The organism is Luteimonas terrae, assembly GCF_031457535.1.
GTDB classification, from domain to species: domain Bacteria; phylum Pseudomonadota; class Gammaproteobacteria; order Xanthomonadales; family Xanthomonadaceae; genus Luteimonas; species Luteimonas terrae_A.
Genome location: NZ_JAVDWO010000015.1, coordinates 100,895 through 115,346, shown reverse-complemented (window position 1 = coordinate 115,346; position 14,452 = coordinate 100,895). Strand labels below are relative to the sequence as shown.

At 66.2% G+C, this 14,452-nt stretch carries 16 protein-coding genes and 1 pseudogene; 11 read left to right on the top strand and 6 right to left on the bottom strand.

The genetic code is table 11. The annotated features are described in order from the left end of the window. Positions 1–166: 166 nt before the first annotated feature. Positions 167–463 carry a YrhB domain-containing protein gene (locus J2W68_RS15940; RefSeq protein WP_310237799.1) on the top strand — a complete coding sequence of 99 codons (297 nt, stop codon included), beginning with the start codon at positions 167–169 and terminating at the stop codon, positions 461–463. Between the two features lie 68 nt (positions 464–531). On the opposite strand, the gene J2W68_RS15935 is transcribed toward J2W68_RS15940, so the two are convergent. Next, positions 532–1,461, bottom strand: a complete 930-nt coding sequence (locus J2W68_RS15935) for an IS110 family transposase (protein WP_430539756.1) — start codon at positions 1,459–1,461, stop codon at positions 532–534. A 132-nt stretch (positions 1,462–1,593) separates the two neighbouring features. On the opposite strand from J2W68_RS15935, the gene J2W68_RS18035 reads away from it, so the two are divergent. Next, positions 1,594–1,932 (top strand): type II toxin-antitoxin system PemK/MazF family toxin, encoded by a 339-nt coding sequence (locus tag J2W68_RS18035; protein WP_430539754.1) that lies wholly within the window; start codon positions 1,594–1,596, stop codon positions 1,930–1,932. 13 nt (positions 1,933–1,945) lie between these two features. Here the strand turns inward: J2W68_RS18035 and J2W68_RS15930 are convergent. Beyond that, positions 1,946–3,069, bottom strand: a protein-coding gene (locus J2W68_RS15930; protein WP_430539753.1) for an IS3 family transposase whose coding sequence is annotated in 2 segments (ribosomal slippage) — positions 1,946–2,817 and positions 2,817–3,069 — 1,125 coding nt in all. Because the reading frame shifts where the segments join, the coding sequence is not laid out codon by codon here. Here J2W68_RS15930 and J2W68_RS15925 point away from each other — a divergent pair. The 6 genes and pseudogenes from J2W68_RS15925 to J2W68_RS15900 all read left to right on the top strand — a co-directional run bounded on the left by J2W68_RS15925 (position 3,050) and on the right by J2W68_RS15900 (position 7,172). After that, positions 3,050–3,472 (top strand): hypothetical protein, encoded by a 423-nt coding sequence (locus tag J2W68_RS15925; protein WP_310237791.1) that lies wholly within the window; start codon positions 3,050–3,052, stop codon positions 3,470–3,472. The genes J2W68_RS15930 and J2W68_RS15925 overlap by 20 nt on opposite strands. Before the next feature lie 79 nt (positions 3,473–3,551). Next, positions 3,552–3,770, top strand: a pseudogene (locus J2W68_RS15920) (IS5/IS1182 family transposase); the annotation flags it as partial. 113 nt (positions 3,771–3,883) lie between these two features. Beyond that, on the top strand, positions 3,884–4,294 hold the full coding sequence (locus J2W68_RS15915) for a hypothetical protein (RefSeq protein WP_310237790.1): 411 nt from the start codon (positions 3,884–3,886) through the stop codon (positions 4,292–4,294). A 700-nt stretch (positions 4,295–4,994) separates the two neighbouring features. Continuing rightward, positions 4,995–5,501 carry a DNA-deoxyinosine glycosylase gene (locus tag J2W68_RS15910; protein WP_310237788.1) on the top strand — a complete coding sequence of 169 codons (507 nt, stop codon included), beginning with the start codon at positions 4,995–4,997 and terminating at the stop codon, positions 5,499–5,501. A gap of 279 nt (positions 5,502–5,780) precedes the next feature. After that, on the top strand, positions 5,781–6,641 hold the full coding sequence (locus J2W68_RS15905; protein ID WP_310237785.1) for a pirin family protein: 861 nt from the start codon (positions 5,781–5,783) through the stop codon (positions 6,639–6,641). A 78-nt stretch (positions 6,642–6,719) separates the two neighbouring features. Further along, complete coding sequence (locus J2W68_RS15900; RefSeq protein ID WP_310237782.1) at positions 6,720–7,172, top strand: hypothetical protein; 453 nt, start codon at positions 6,720–6,722, stop codon at positions 7,170–7,172. A gap of 289 nt (positions 7,173–7,461) precedes the next feature. On the opposite strand, the gene J2W68_RS15895 is transcribed toward J2W68_RS15900, so the two are convergent. The 4 genes from J2W68_RS15895 to J2W68_RS15880 all read right to left on the bottom strand — a co-directional run bounded on the left by J2W68_RS15895 (position 7,462) and on the right by J2W68_RS15880 (position 12,016). Continuing rightward, a complete protein-coding gene (locus J2W68_RS15895; protein ID WP_310237779.1) occupies positions 7,462–8,316 on the bottom strand; it encodes a pirin family protein in 855 nt (284 codons plus the stop codon). A 257-nt stretch (positions 8,317–8,573) separates the two neighbouring features. Continuing rightward, the gene (rlmKL, locus tag J2W68_RS15890) at positions 8,574–10,781 is read right to left on the bottom strand and encodes a bifunctional 23S rRNA (guanine(2069)-N(7))-methyltransferase RlmK/23S rRNA (guanine(2445)-N(2))-methyltransferase RlmL (protein ID WP_310237776.1); all 2,208 of its coding nucleotides are present in this window, start codon (positions 10,779–10,781) and stop codon (positions 8,574–8,576) included. Between the two features lie 207 nt (positions 10,782–10,988). Then, the gene (locus tag J2W68_RS15885; protein ID WP_310237773.1) at positions 10,989–11,519 is read right to left on the bottom strand and encodes a hypothetical protein; all 531 of its coding nucleotides are present in this window, start codon (positions 11,517–11,519) and stop codon (positions 10,989–10,991) included. Continuing rightward, complete coding sequence (locus J2W68_RS15880) at positions 11,516–12,016, bottom strand: MOSC domain-containing protein (RefSeq protein ID WP_310237770.1); 501 nt, start codon at positions 12,014–12,016, stop codon at positions 11,516–11,518. The genes J2W68_RS15885 and J2W68_RS15880 overlap by 4 nt, the downstream gene beginning before the upstream one ends. A 23-nt stretch (positions 12,017–12,039) precedes the next feature. Here J2W68_RS15880 and J2W68_RS15875 point away from each other — a divergent pair, with 23 nt between their 5' ends. From J2W68_RS15875 to J2W68_RS15865, 3 genes are all read left to right on the top strand, one after another. After that, the gene (locus J2W68_RS15875) at positions 12,040–12,612 is read left to right on the top strand and encodes an N-acetylmuramoyl-L-alanine amidase (protein ID WP_310237768.1); all 573 of its coding nucleotides are present in this window, start codon (positions 12,040–12,042) and stop codon (positions 12,610–12,612) included. Between the two features lie 89 nt (positions 12,613–12,701). Then, on the top strand, positions 12,702–13,589 hold the full coding sequence (gene tesB / locus J2W68_RS15870) for an acyl-CoA thioesterase II (RefSeq protein WP_310237763.1): 888 nt from the start codon (positions 12,702–12,704) through the stop codon (positions 13,587–13,589). Then, positions 13,589–14,407: a hypothetical protein gene (locus J2W68_RS15865; RefSeq protein WP_310237761.1), complete on the top strand. Its 819-nt coding sequence runs from the start codon at positions 13,589–13,591 to the stop codon at positions 14,405–14,407. Before tesB ends, J2W68_RS15865 begins: the two co-directional genes overlap by 1 nt. Positions 14,408–14,452: the final 45 nt, after the last annotated feature.

Sequence of the window (14,452 nt, the reverse complement as noted above, 5' to 3'; positions counted from 1 at the left end):
GGATCGTCTCTTGCCGGAGTGATCCCCTCCAGTCTGCCAGCTCACCTCTTTAGTTTCGGGCGGCGCGGGTGTTGCGCTTACTTTGTTAACCCGCGTCTCCTTTTTACTCCTTCAAGCCGACGCCGCGTCGCGGCGCGGCTTAAGTCAGGCGTTAGGCGGCACAAGAATGTTCACGCTAGACCAAGCAAATGCGATCGCCGCATCATGGATTTCCTCGGGAGCAGCAGATGGTGAGTCATGCGCCATCATTGACTCTCAAACAATCGAGCGCCCGTATGGTTGGGTTTTCTTCTACCAGTCCAAGCGCTACTTAGAGACTCGGGATCCAAGTGACGCACTTGCTGGCAACGCGCCACTAATTGTCGACCGCCTTACTGGCCAAGTCACAGTGACTGGTACTGCCCATCCAACGGAGTACTATCTTGCGCAGTATGAGGCCGCACGGGATGCGGGTGCCGCCTAACAATTCATTCAAGCCGACGCCGCTTCGCGGCGCGGCTTAATTCAGCAACTGTCTTGAGCGGTATCGATTCAGGCCGCGATCACGCCACCTCCTTCACTCCGCAGTTCGTCCCGCCGCCGCGCGTTGACGATCGTCAGCAGCTTGCGCATGCAGGCGACGAGCGCGACCTTTCCCAGCTTTCCTCGCGCCCGTAGCTGCTGGTAGTGCGCACGCAGCATGGGATCCCAACGCACGGCTGAGAGCGTCGCCATATACAGCGCCACACGCACAGGCGCGCGACCGCCGCGGATGCGCCGCTTACCGTGCATCTGGCCGCTGTCCCGATTCATCGGCGCGACGCCGACCAGCTTGGCGATCTGTTGTCGCGTCAGCGTGCCGAGCTCGGGAAGCAAGGCCAAGCTCGTGGCCTGGAAGATCGGACCCATGCCTTTCGACGAGCGAAGCGCGGGGGTGGTGTGTGTCTTGAGCAGCGCCTGCATCTCTCGATCGATGGCAGCGAGCTCGCGTTTCAGCGCGGCAACGGTGCGCATCACCAGCTTGCGCACCGCCGGCGACGTCAGGGCGGTCTGCTGCTTCTGGGCCTGCAGCGTGGTGACGACCTGTCCGCGCCGACGCAGCCAATTCCGAAGTTCGCGCTGCCACGCGGCGGGTGCTTCGAAACGACGCAGCCGATCCGCAAACATGCGCGACAGCAAGCACAACAGCCGCGCATCGATCGCGTCCGTTTTCGCCAGCTCACCCGTTGCGCGCGCGAAGTCCCGTGCCTGGCGTGGGTTGATGCGCGACACCCAGATATTTGCGTCGGCGCAGGCCTCAAGCACGGCATCTTCGTATCCGCCTGTCGCCTCGACCACGACGCGCGCATCCGCCACGTCGGTTAGACGTCGCAGGAGCTTGCGGATGCCAGGCTGCGTGTTCGCGAAGCGGGTCACGCCCGCCACGTCCTCGATTGCGACATCCAGCGCCGTCTTGCCCACGTCGATCCCCACTGCCGTCATGTCGATTCTCCGATAGAGTTGGCCTGTCGAGAGCATCGCGCCCGGGCCCACGCTTATCGGTACGAGAGTTGCGTCGTGCAACTGTCCGGGCGCAGGGCGCGAGATCCGGCGTGTGGCCCCTGCTGAATTACGGTGCTGCTACACCGAGGCGTTATCGGGCGCACACGCCGGGCTCTCGGCACCTACAGTAGGGAAACTGGAAGACATAAGGCGTTAGGCCGCAGCCGGAACTTTGTCGCAACGGATCGAGAAGCAAAAACTCAGCCGCACGGAGCAGCGCCACTGATCAATTACGGAGATATCTTCTGGGTTGCTGCGAACGAGTCCATTGGTGCCATCTCGGGATCGCCACACCCACACCTCGTGGTCCAAGGCGACGTCTTCAACCATTCAAGGATCGCCACCGTTGTGGTCTGTTCGCTGAGCTCCAACCTCAAGCGGGCCGCTGAACCCGGCGTTGTCCTTCTGTGACCTCCTCCCCGCGTTAGGCCCGACCGGAACTGGAAAATTCGGCATTGGGTTGGGGAATGAAAGTGGCCGCGAACTCTGCCGGCGGGATATCTCCGATCGACGAATGCGTCCGGAAATGATTGTAATCGACCCTCCAGTTCTCGATCTTTTGGCGGGCATCATCCAGCGACAGGAACCAGTGCGTGTTGAGGCACTCGTCCCGAAAGCTGCCGTTGAAAGACTCGATGAACGGATTGTCGGTTGGCTTGCCGGGGCGGGAGTAGTCCATGGTGACGCCGTGGTCGTATGCCCAGCGATCCATGGCGAGCGAAATGAACTCGCTGCCGTTGTCGGTCTGGATGCGTTGTGGCAGGTCGCGCTGATGGCGTAGCCGCTCCATCACCGCAACTACGTCCTCGCCCTTGAGCTGCTGGTCCACCTCGATTGCCAAGCTCTCCTTGGTGAAATTGTCGACGATGGTCAACGCGCGAAAACGTCGGCCGTCAAACAGCGCATCGGCCACGAAATCCATGCTCCAGCACTGATTCGGCGCCGTCAGTACCGGCCGCTCGAGACGATGGGCGGCGGCCTTGCGACGCCGTGGCCGCTTCCGGCGCAGATTGAGCCCGGCCTGGCAGTACAGGCGATACACGCGTTTGTGGTTGGCCTTCCAGCCTTCCCGACGCAGCAGCACGAAGATCCGCCAGAAGCCATAACGGACACGAGCAGCGGCGATCTCCTCGATCCGCCGAAGCAGTGGGGCATCATCATTCTCCCTGGGTTGGTAGTACCACGCCGAGCGGCTCTGCTTAACCACGTTGCAGGCACGACGCACGCCGATGCGGTAGCGATCCATCAGGTGGCCCACGAGCGTCTTGCGCTGCGCGGGCCTCAGAGCTTTTTTGAGAGCACGTCCTGCAGCATCACCTTGTCGAGACTCAAATCCGCGACCAACTGCTTGAGCTTGCGGTTCTCTTCCTCGAGCTGGCGCAGACGACGCAATTCGGACACGCCCAAGCCGCCGAACTTCTTGCGCCAGGTATAGAAGGTCGCCTGACTGATGCCCAGCTTGCGACAGACCTCCTCGACGGATGTACCACTCTCGGCCTGCTTCAGCGCGAACGCGATCTGCTCTTCGGTGAACTTTGACTTCTTCATGGCGACGGGGCCCTCCTCGGGCCGGAGTGTCGCCGAATCCTCTACTTCTGGCTGGTCCGAATTAACGGGAGGAGGTCAAAACGATTTCTACGTTTTCAGCTCAATATTGGATACGCCCGACTTCGGATCAGTACTCTTCGACAACCAGCAGGTTCAGTATTTATGGGAGCTGGGTGAACAGCAGGCAGATATGCTGGTAAGCATGATTCCTGGAGCAAGAAAACATATGGGTTTTCTAGGTGACACTCCCGCGTACAAGCAAGGAAATCTTACGCTGTACATGCAGCGCGTTAATGGGCGAAACGCCAAGCATTCGGCGCTCATCGTCATAGCCGCAGGAGAAGCGCAACCTGCGCGCTTCGTGATCGATCTGTGCGGCGTTTTTGTGGAGGAGGGGCGCTGATCCCGTCACCTGCTAAGGAAGCTCTGAACAGCTCCGCCATGTTGGGCAGCAATTCGACTCCACGTCGGGGATGCGTTCGATGCAGCTTTCATTTGGTGATGCCGAGGATCTGGGCCAGCGCAAGCGCACCCGGCGTGAGGTGTTCCTTGCGGAGATGGAGCAAGTTGTCCCGTGGCCGGCGCTACTGGCGCTGATCGAGCCGCACTACCCGAAGATGGGCCGGTCTGGCGGGCAACCTTACGTCCTTTCGACGATGCTGCGCATCCACTTTCTGCAGCAGTGGTACGCGTTGTCGGACCGACGCCCCCCCCCCCCCCCCCCCGCAATCGCGTACCCGGCATTTCCGATTGGCTACCCACGTTTCAACATGGAGGATTCATGAGAAGGACTCACGCAGCACTCGCGACTGCTATGGCGATCGTCGCGCTCCTGGCAGCCGGCGGTGCGTCGGCCCAACAGACAACGGACCCGTCGTTCGGACGGGTGAAAACGCATGCGATCGAGGTGTGTAATCCGCAGGGGCAGCGCGCCTATCTCGCGCGCCTTGTCTGCGCGGACAACTCGCATCCGACGTTCGAGCGACTTGGCAACGTCGGGCCGCGACACGATTTTCCGCCGGACATGCCAGAGGGCGCTGCAATCCGTTTCATAAGCCAGGCGGCGGAGCGCACCCCGCTCGAAGCCGGCCAGACCGACCATCACATGGTCGACCACTACAGCGTGAGATGCCCGGACACGACGACCGACCTGTTCCTCGACATGTATCACTGTGATGCACCGGCGCCGCGACATGCGCCGGCCGGGTTCACAATCGCCAACTAGTTGCCCGGGTGCAGATGCGCGAGACGCGACTGGAAACGCAGCGGCTACAGGTGTTCAAGCGATCGCAACAGGGAGTTGGGCATGCGGGCCATTCTGGTTTCGGTGCTACTCCTGGCAGCATTTGACGCCACCGCGGCGATTGCCGAGCGCGTGCAATTCACGGATTCAGTGGTTCAAGACGCGTCACCGGCGCTCGAGTTCGCTCCACACATACTGGCCCGGCAACGCAGCCTGGCTGCTGCTGGGAGATCGCTCGATCCTTTCGATCGACACGCTGGGCGGCGTTACAGGGGAAACCGGTGTGCGGATCCAGTTGGTGTCTGCATCCGGCGAGGGTCTGCACGTCGCGACGATTCCGGTTCCGGCGGTCGCAAGTCTGTCGTTCGCATATCGCGTCTGTCGGGGCGAGGTGTTCTGCATGCATCCGGCGCCTGCCTTGATGCCGACATGCCCCGTGATGTCGTGAACTGCGGAACAGGGGCTGCGATCTGGGCACTGCGTGCGGCCGGGATCTGCTTGGCGAGGCGCGACTGAGACATCGATCCGTGGCGCGACGGCATACGTCTCGACACGGCGGCGCTTGGGCCACCGCTACCATGCGCGCTTTCGGTTGCCAGGAGGCGCGCGTGCTGCGGAGTCACGGAGTCAATCGTCCTGCCCTGGCGATGTGCTGCTGTCAGCGTCCCGGGCGGAGACGCCGGTGACGGATCTGCGCATCCGGAGCTTTGCGCCCATCGTCGGTGACGGCGCCCGTGTGCTCGTGCTCGGCAGCATGCCGGGGGTCGCGTCGCTCGACGCGCATCGCTATTACGCGCATCCGCGGAATCTGTTCTGGCCGATCGTCGGGGCGCTGTTCGGGTTCGATCCTTCGCTACCCTATGACGCACGTCTCGCGCGGCTGACGGCCCGCGGTGTCGCGTTGTGGGACGTGGCCGGGGAGTGCGTGCGACCGGGCAGTCTTGATGCCCGTATCGAATCGGGCAGTGTGGTGCCGAACGATATCGGCGAGCTGCTTGCGCGTTACCCCGGCATTACACAGATCCGGTTCAATGGCGCGGCGGCGGACACCATGTTCCGGCGGCATGTGTCGCCGACGCTCGATGTCGTCCCCGATCTGCTGCGGCTGCCGTCGACCAGTCCGGCGCATGCGGCGTTAGGGTTTGAGGCCAAGCTGGCGGCGTGGCGGGCGGGGTTGGCTGGCATTTGAGCGGTGTTGCGTTCGGACGCGCGCGAGCTGCCCTCACCCGACACGCTACGCGCGTCGACCCCTGATCAAGTCCGGGGCAGGCTCGCTCCCAAAGGGAAAGGTGCTTGTCCCACTCACCCCTGACGCAGACTGGATCCGAACGCACTGTAGTGTTGTCCCTTCCTCTTTCTGCTCGCGAGCATATCCGGCCGCAACGGATCGTCCCGTCGATCAAGGGCCGGACAGGCAGTGCCACTGGCATGCTGACCCCCTGCCCTCGCCGCCGCTGGAGCCGCTGCCATGACCTTGCTGATCAATCCCCGGACCCACGACCTCGGTGGTTTCGAAGTACGTCGCGCGGTGCCGACGCTGCAGGCGCGCAGCGTGGGGCCGTTCGTGTTCGTCGATCACATGGGACCGGCGATCTTCGAGAAAGGTGCGGGCATTGATGTCCGTCCGCATCCGCACATCGGCCTGGCGACGGTGACGTTCCTGTGGTCGGGCACGATCCATCACGCCGATACGTTGGGCTATTCGCAGGACATTACGGCGGGCGACGTCAACTGGATGACCGCCGGTCGTGGTATCGCGCATGCCGAACGCACGCCGCTGTCGCTGCGCGAAGGCGAACATCCGTTGCACGGCATGCAGACCTGGGTCGCACTGCCGAAAGCGCATGAGGAAACGGCGCCCGAGTTCCATCACCACGCCGCGGCAACGCTGCCGCAGTTCCGCCGCGATGGCGCGTGGGTGCGGGTGATCGCCGGCCGCGGTTTCGGCGAGGAATCGCCGGTGCGTGTGTTCGCCGACACGCTCAACGTCGCGCTGGATCTCGATCCGGACGCCGAGCTGTCGATCCCGCCCTCGCATGCCGAGCGCGCGCTTTACGTACTCGAAGGCGAGGCGCAGCTCGACGGCGCCGACATTCCGCCGCGCCACCTCGCCGTGCTGGATGCCGGCGCGGTCGCCAGGCTGCGTGCGAAAACGCCGCTCAAGGCGATGCTGTTCGGAGGCGAGCCGCTCGACGGGCCGCGTCACCTGTGGTGGAACTTCGTGTCGTCGTCCAAGGACCGTATCGAGCAGGCCAAGGACGACTGGCGCGCGGGCCGCTTCGGCACCGTGCCGGGCGATCCGGAATTCATTCCGCTTCCCGAACGGTGACGCCTGTCACAATCCCTGCCGCGACGCAGCACGAATGCAGGCGTATGGTCTGAGTCTGCGTCACAGGGGACCACCAAAATGCTTCCGATCCGACCGCTCGCGCTGTTGGGCGCGCTGCTCTGTGCCGGCACGGCGCAGGCCCAGACCGCCGCCGAATGTCCGCAACTGCCCCCCGGGGCGACCGTGCGCTGGGAAGTACAGCCCGGTCCTGACTTCGTGTTCTGTCGCGCGATGGAGATCGCCGACGGGCAGCAGGCCTTCGCGGTGACCGTAGGCCGCAGCGCGACCTTCAAGCCGCGCCGCACCGACCGCGTCGGCGACCGCGTCACCATCGACGGCACCCCCACGTGGTGGCATGCACCGGACAACGAACTGCTGGCCGGGACGATGGTGCGCGAAACGCTGCTTGAACTTCCGTCCGGCGATTACGCGCACATCATCGTGCGTGCGCGTGACGACGCAGCACTGACGCGCTCGCTGCGCGATGCCGAGGCGCTGCATTTTTCGGACGTGCGGTTCGGCAGCAAGTAGAGAGTCACCTGTTCGCCTGCGACGTGTCCGCGGCGCGACCTGTGTCGTCGTCGCGGTGGCGTTCAACGGACGCATGCCTAGTAGGCCAGACGTGCGGCATAAAAAGGCGTGACGCCGTCCAGCGACTTTGCCCAGGAGCAAAGCGACTCTCAGGCTGTCGCCCACACCGGCAGTTCACGACACTGGATGACCAGCGCTGCGCGCTGTTGTGAAGCACTTCCGGCTTTGGCCGGGATGACGGATTCGTAGAGATGCACTGGACTTCGAACGTCGTTTTAGCAGAGCCGCATCAGAACCGGCCCTGCTGGAAATCGACGAAAGCCTGCATCAGCTCTTCGCGGGTGTTCATGACGAACGGGCCGTGGCGCGCGACCGGCTCGCGCAACGGGCGTCCTGCGACAAGGATCAAACGCGCGCCTTCGTCGCCGGCGTCCAGGATCAAATGCGCGCCGCCGCCGAGTACGGCGAGCTCCTGTGCCGACAGCGGCCGCACATCATCGCCCTCGCCTACGCGGACGCCGCCTTCGAATGCATACGCGAACGCGTTGTGGCCGTCGGGAAGCGTGTACCGCCACCTCGCGCCAGGCGCGAACGTGATGTCCAGATACAGCGGCTCGGTGGCGGGCTGGGAAATCGGGCCGGCAATCCCATCCACGACCCCGGCGATCACCTTCACCGACACGCCCTCGCCCGGGCGCACGACCGGAATGCGCTCGGGCGCGAATTCCTGGTACTTCGGCGCGGTCATCTTGTCCTTCGCCGGCAGGTTCACCCACAGCTGGAAACCGCGCATGCGGCCGGCTTCCTGCTCGGGCAGTTCCGAATGCACGAGACCGCGACCGGCGGTCATCCACTGCACGCTGCCGGGCACCAGCAGTCCTTCGTTGCCGTGGTTGTCCTTGTGGCGCATGCGGCCGTCGAGCATGTAGGTCACGGTTTCGAAGCCACGATGCGGATGCTCGGGGAAGCCGGCGAGGTAATCCTCAGGCTTGTCGGTGCCGAATTCGTCGAGCATCAGAAATGGATCGAAATCGGGCAACTGCGGGCTGCCGATCACGCGGGTGAGCTTCACCCCGGCGCCGTCGCTGGCGGGCATGCCGCGCACGGTACGGATGATGCGGGCAGCTTCGGGGGTGGCACTCATCGGTCGGCTCCTCTTAGGGTGCACAAGACGATGCGGGCAGAACGGCCAGATTGCATGTGCACGTGTGGAACGGAGGTTTCTGCGGGGACGTGTAGGAGCGCGCTTCCGCGCGATGGGGCGTTCCCGCGAATGCCCGATCGCGCGCAAGCGCGCTCCTACATGAAGTGCAGCGGCGTTCGGGTGCCCGCGGGTGAGGTGGCAGGCGGACCGGCACGCGACCAGGCGCGCATGGATCCGACTGCACCCGCGTCGGCGCCTCAGCGCGCGGTGATCCGCCACGCGCGGTGGATGCGCGGGTTGCGCTCGAAATCCGGCGGGATCGTCGCGGGGCTGATGTCCTCGACGTGCGCGAACACGGCGAGGGCCTCGGTGTCGAGCTTGAAGCGGCGGAAGTTGTTGGAGAAATACAGCACGCCGCCCGGCGCAAGGCGCGCGACTGCCGCTTCCAGCAGACGCACATGCTCGCGCTGGATGTCGAAATCCTTGGCGCGCGCGGAGTTCGAGAACGTGGGCGGATCGCAGAAGATGAGGTCGAACTGCGCGCTCTCGGCTTCCAGCCACTTCAGGGCATCGGCCTGCACCAGGCGGTGCTTGGCGCCGCTGTAGCCGTTCGCGGCGAGGTTGTCGGCGCACCACTGCAGGTAGGTGCCCGACAGATCGACGGTGGTCGTGGTGCGCGCGCCGCCGCCGGCTGCGTGCACGGTCGCCGCGCCGGTGTAGCCGAACAGGTTGAGGAAGCGCGTGTCGGCGGCCTCGTCGGCGATGCGCAGGCGCATCGGGCGGTGATCGAGGAACAGGCCGGTGTCGAGATAGTCGAACAGGTTCACACGCAGGTGCACGCGGCCTTCGTCGACCAGCAGGAACTCGTGCCGCGCGTCGAAGCGGCCGTACTTGCTGCCGCCCTTGCCCTTCGAACGTGTCTTGATCGCGATGCGCTCGCGTGGAATGCGGAACACGTCGCGCGCCGCACTCAGCACGTCGCCGAAACGGCGCCGGGTCACGTCTTCGGGAATCTCGGCAGGCGCGGCGTATTCCTGGATGTGCAGCCACAGCGGCATGCCCTCGACGTTCACGTCGGCCTCGGACTGGATGTAGACGTCGATCGCGGCCGCGTACTCGGGCAAATCGGCGTCGTAGACGCGGTAGCAGCTCACGCCCTCGCGCTCGCGCCAGGTCTTGAACTTGCGCAGGTTCTTGCGCAGGCGATTGGCGACCATCGTCGCGCCTTCGCTTAAGTCTTCCGGCGCGTCGCTGACGGCGCGCTTCGGCGGCCGCACGGGATCGCAGACGATCAGGCTGCACTCGATGGCGCCGTTGAACACCTGGTACTTCTTCTTCGCGCGCAGGCCGGTCGCATGCGCGAGTTCCGCGTCACCGCACAGCAGGCTCGCCCGCCATTCCGGCACCGCGCGTCCGAGCGCGTTGCCCAGCGTGCGATACAGCGCCGGGTCGGCGGCGAGGCGCGCGTCGTAGGGCGGATTGCAGACCGCGAGACCACGCTTCACCGATTCCGCCAGCGCGACGTCTTCCTGCGATGCCGGCGGCACCGGTGTCTGCAGCGTGGAGATGTCGCCGATCTGCCAGTCGATCGCCTCGCGCAGACCGGCGGCGGTCGCGTTCTCGCGCGCGGCGTGGATGGCATGCGGGTCGAGATCGCGGCCGAAGAACACGGCGCGCAAGCGCTGACGTCCGGTGCGCTCGCGTGCGAGTGCCTCTTCGCACAGCGTCTGCCAGTGCGCGACATCGAACCCGCGCCAGCGGCTGGGCGCACGCCCCGCCGTCGCCGCGCCGCCATCGCGCGCCAGACCGGGCGCGACATCGGCCGCCATGAGCGCGCCTTCGATCAGCAGCGTGCCGCTGCCGCACATCGGATCCAGCAGCGCGCCACCTTCGGCGTAGAGCGCCGACCAACCGCCGCGCATCAGCACTGCGGCCGCGAGATTTTCCTTCAATGGCGCCTCGCCCTGCGCACGACGCCAGCCGCGGCGATGCAGCGGGCCGCCGCCCAGATCGACCGAGAGGATCGCGCGGCCCTTGCGCACTACCAGACTCAGGCGCAGATCCGGCGATTCGACATCGACATCCGGGCGCGCGCCCGTCGCTTCGCGCAGGCTATCAACGATCGCATCCTTGACCCGCTGCGCGGCGTAACGCGCGTGGGTGATCGCGCTGCCCGAGACGTGCGGATCGATCGCCAGCGTCATGGACGCGTCGAGATGCGCGGTCCAGTCAACCGCACGCGCACCGGCGTACAGCGCGTCCTCGTCCTCGCAGGCGTAGTCGGCGATCGGCCACAGCACGCGGCTGGCCAGGCGCGACCACAGCACCGCGCGTTGCGCGTCGTGCAGGGTGCCTTCGACATTGGCGCCGGCGGTGGTCGCGGTGGCATGCGCGCAACCGAGTGCGAGCAGCTCGTCGACGAGCAGATATTCGAGGCCCTTGGGGCAGCTGGCGAAAAATTTCATGGGGATCCGGGTGATACGTAAAAGATGTTCGCGCCGTGTTTCACGGTGATTCCCGCGCATGCGGGGCTTCGAGCCGACGGGCGGCTCAACGAGTGACGTCGTACCGTGGACGGGAGGCGCGTGTCGAGCGAAGGCGCTGGACTCCCGCCTACGCGGGAGTGACGTATGAATGTCTGGGAGTGGATGCGAACACCAAGGATTCGCCCGTCAAAGCGAACGCAGCAACGCCGCGAATGCATCCGCCGACGTCTCCACGTGCGCACTCAGACGGTGATTGTCGTCGACCAGCAGCAGCCGTCCGCGGCGCGCGCAGGTCCAGCCGACGACATCGGCGGCAGGAATCAGTTCGTCGTCCCAGCCGTGTACGACCGACAGCGGCACCTCGGCGGCCTGCAGCGGATGCGCCGCATCGAGCCGCACCGGCGGCGCCATCAGGAACAGGCCGGCGACCGGCACCTGCGTCGACACATGGCCTGCGATCCATGCACCGAGGCTGGAACCGGCCAGCACCACCGGGCCACGCGCGGCGGCGTCGAGCGTGCGCCGCAGCAGACGCTCGATGCGCGCGGCGACATCGCCGAGCGGGCTGACGTCGCGCTTGCCGTCGAGATCGGTGAAGTCGGGGCGCTCGTGGCTCCAGCCCAGGCGCTCCGCGGCCTCGGCCAGCGCGGTGACCTTGGTCGCATCCGGTCCGCTCTCGAAGCCATGCGAGAGGATGCAGTGACCGCGCGCGCTCATGCGTCCACCCATTCGACCGCATCGCCGATCTTCAGCGGACCGCCCTCGATCACCCGCGCGCACAGGCCGCCCATGCCGCGAAGCGCGTTGTAGCCACCGGCGCCGAGCGCGGCTTCCATCTTCGAACAGGGATCGCACGGGGCCGTGCCTTCCAGCACGACCTCGCCGACACGGAAGCGTCGTCCCTTGAGTGCGATCAACGGAATGCCCGACACCACGAGATTGCGGCGCAGCGTGACCGGCGACACCACGTCATGGCCGCTGAGCGCCGCGATCGCCGGCAGATGCTCGGCCTGGATCAGGGTCACGCCGCGCTTGCCGCTGCCGCCGGTGTAGCGGTCCCCCTCAAGGCCGACACCGGTCACCGCGACCGCGGCGTCCACGGGACGGATCGGGGTTTCGCGGGCCGGTCGCAGGCCGATCCACTCGACCCGCCCGGCGCGCGGAAACTGCGTCATCAGGGCGTGCAGGTCGGAGTCTGGCGGCGGATTTCTCATGCGTGAATGCTAGCATCCGGGCCATGTCCGACCCCACGTCCGCGCTCCGGATCGCGCCGCAGCCATTGTCCTACGTGGACCTGCTGGCGCCGCGCGACGCGTCCGACATCACCCTCGTCGTCATCCACTGCACCGAGCTGCCGGATCTCGCCACCGCGCGCATCTACGGCGAGCGCGCGCTCTACGACGACGGCACCGGCGCCAGCGGTCACTGGTACATCGACCGCGACGGCAGCATCGCCGAGTACGTGCCGGCCACTCGAACAGCCCATCACGTACGCGGTCACAACACACAGTCGGTCGGCATCGAACTGGTCAACACCGGGCGCTTCCCGGACTGGTACGACAGCCGCCGCCAGACGATGGACGAGGCCTATACGCCCGCGCAGATCGAGGCGCTCTGCCAGTTGCTCGCGCATCTACGCGCAACGCTGCCCAACCTGCGCGAGATCGCCGGGCACGAAGATCTGGACACCGATCGCGTCGCCGCCAGCGACGATCCTGCCTTGACCGTGGCGCGCAAGCGCGATCCCGGCCCGCTGTTTCCGTGGCCCGATGTGCTGGCGCGCGTGCCGCTGACCCGCATCGGCGTCTGAACGCCCGCGTCAGGGCCCCGGACCGGCGCCACCTATAATCGTCGGCCGGCACGCGCCCCGCGTCGCCGCCCCCACGCACGGCCCCCGCGATGACCCCGCCCGTTTCCGAACTGATCGACCTGCTCAGCCTCGAGCGCCTCGAAGACAACCTGTTCCGCGGCCAGAGCCGCGACATCGGCACGAAGTACGTGTTTGGTGGCCAGGTGCTGGGCCAGGCGCTCTCGGCCGCGCAGGCCACGATGACCAGCCCGCGTCCCGCCCATTCGCTGCATGCGTATTTCCTGCGCGCGGGCGATGTGGATGCGCCGATCGTCTACGACGTCGACCGCACCCGCGACGGCGGCAGCTTCTCGGTGCGCCGTGTGACCGCGATCCAGCACGGCAAGGTGATCTTCTTCTGCGCGGCCTCGTTCCAGGAAGAGGAAGCCGGCGCCGAACACCAGCTGACGATGCCTGAAGTGCCGGCGCCCGAGGATCTCGAGCCGCAGGATCCGCTGCCGGCCGAGGTGCTCGCGAAACTTCCGGTCAAGGTGCAGCGCTGGCTCGATCGCAGCGGCCCGTTCGAGTTCCGGCATGTCTATCCGCGCGACGAACTCAAACCGCCGAAACGGCCGCCGTTCCAGCAGATGTGGTTCCGTTTGACCGGCCCGGTGGGCGATGCGCCCGCGCTGCATCGCGCGCTGCTGGCCTACGCGTCCGATTTCCAGCTGCTCGGCACGGCCACGTTCCCGCACGGCATCAGCTACTACCAGCCGAACGTGCAGATGGCCTCGCTCGATCACGCGCTGTGGTTCCACCGCCCGTTCCGGGTCGACGACTGGCTGCTGTATTCGCTCGACAGTCCCAGCGCGCAGGGCGCGCGTGGTCTCGCACGGGGGCAGATCTTCGACCGCGCCGGGCGTCTTGTCGCCAGCACCGCGCAGGAAGGCATGATCCGCGTGCTGCCCGGCGGCGATACCGCGCCGAAGGCCGGCTGATGCGTCAGGTCTTCTCCAGTCCCCGTCTCGAAAACGTCGAGCGCGTCGCCGCTCTGCTGCGCGATGCCGGCATCGAGGTTCAGATCCTCAACGGCCGCTCCTACAAGGGCAACCGCCGCGCCAACTTTAGCTATCGCGAGGATGCCGGCGGCCCAAAGCCGGCCGTCTGGGTGACCCGCTCCGACGAGCAGCCGCGTGCACGCGAGCTGCTGCGCGAGGCCGGCCTGCTGCAGGGCCAGCCCTCTGCGCGCGGCTATCTGCCACAGGCCGATGTGGTGTTCGCGCCCGCGGCCGAAGTGCGCCAGGGCATGACGCGCGCAGCGAAGGTGCGCTACACGCTGATCGGCGGCGCGGTGCTGGTGATCGCGCTGTCGTGGTGGAACCGGCCCTCGAACGAAGCGCCTGCCGAGGCCTCTGTCGCTGCCGTACCCGAACCGGTGCTCGACATGGTGCCGCCGACCGTCGAAGCGAGCGAGTACCGCGCACCGGTGCCGAGGGCGCTGGCGACGGCCGTGCTGGCCGACGCGCTGGCTCCGCAGACCGGCCCGGTCTGTGTGGCGATCGACGGGGATGCGCCGGCCGCGCCGCTGCTGGCCGAACTCGAAGCCGGCTATCCCGAGGTGCGTCCGTCCTCGGCCTGCAGTGGCGATGATGGACAGGCCGTATCGCTCGACGTCACCAATTACCGCACCGACGGTTCCGGGCAAGGCACGGTGGATGTCATCAGCCGGGACCGCAACGCTGAGCAGACCCCGACCACGCGCACGCTGGATGTCCGCCGCGACGGCCCTGACTGGCAGTTCGACGCGGCCGACTGATCGCCGACAGGCACACTTGCAGGCATCATCGACGGCGCCGGTCAC

Excerpts from the sequence above, each read along its gene's own strand:
- J2W68_RS15940 (WP_310237799.1), top strand. The coding sequence starts at position 167 with ATGTTCACGCTAGACCAAGCAAATGCGATCGCCGCATCATGGATTTCC.
- J2W68_RS15935 (WP_430539756.1), bottom strand. The coding sequence starts at position 1,461 with ATGACGGCAGTGGGGATCGACGTGGGCAAGACGGCGCTGGATGTCGCA.
- J2W68_RS15915 (WP_310237790.1), top strand. The coding sequence starts at position 3,884 with ATGGCGATCGTCGCGCTCCTGGCAGCCGGCGGTGCGTCGGCCCAACAG.
- J2W68_RS15905 (WP_310237785.1), top strand. The coding sequence starts at position 5,781 with ATGACCTTGCTGATCAATCCCCGGACCCACGACCTCGGTGGTTTCGAA.
- J2W68_RS15900 (WP_310237782.1), top strand. The coding sequence starts at position 6,720 with ATGCTTCCGATCCGACCGCTCGCGCTGTTGGGCGCGCTGCTCTGTGCC.
- J2W68_RS15895 (WP_310237779.1), bottom strand. The coding sequence starts at position 8,316 with ATGAGTGCCACCCCCGAAGCTGCCCGCATCATCCGTACCGTGCGCGGC.
- rlmKL (WP_310237776.1), bottom strand. The coding sequence starts at position 10,781 with ATGAAATTTTTCGCCAGCTGCCCCAAGGGCCTCGAATATCTGCTCGTC.
- J2W68_RS15885 (WP_310237773.1), bottom strand. The coding sequence starts at position 11,519 with ATGAGCGCGCGCGGTCACTGCATCCTCTCGCATGGCTTCGAGAGCGGA.
- J2W68_RS15880 (WP_310237770.1), bottom strand. The coding sequence starts at position 12,016 with ATGAGAAATCCGCCGCCAGACTCCGACCTGCACGCCCTGATGACGCAG.
- J2W68_RS15875 (WP_310237768.1), top strand. The coding sequence starts at position 12,040 with ATGTCCGACCCCACGTCCGCGCTCCGGATCGCGCCGCAGCCATTGTCC.
- tesB (WP_310237763.1), top strand. The coding sequence starts at position 12,702 with ATGACCCCGCCCGTTTCCGAACTGATCGACCTGCTCAGCCTCGAGCGC.
- J2W68_RS15865 (WP_310237761.1), top strand. The coding sequence starts at position 13,589 with ATGCGTCAGGTCTTCTCCAGTCCCCGTCTCGAAAACGTCGAGCGCGTC.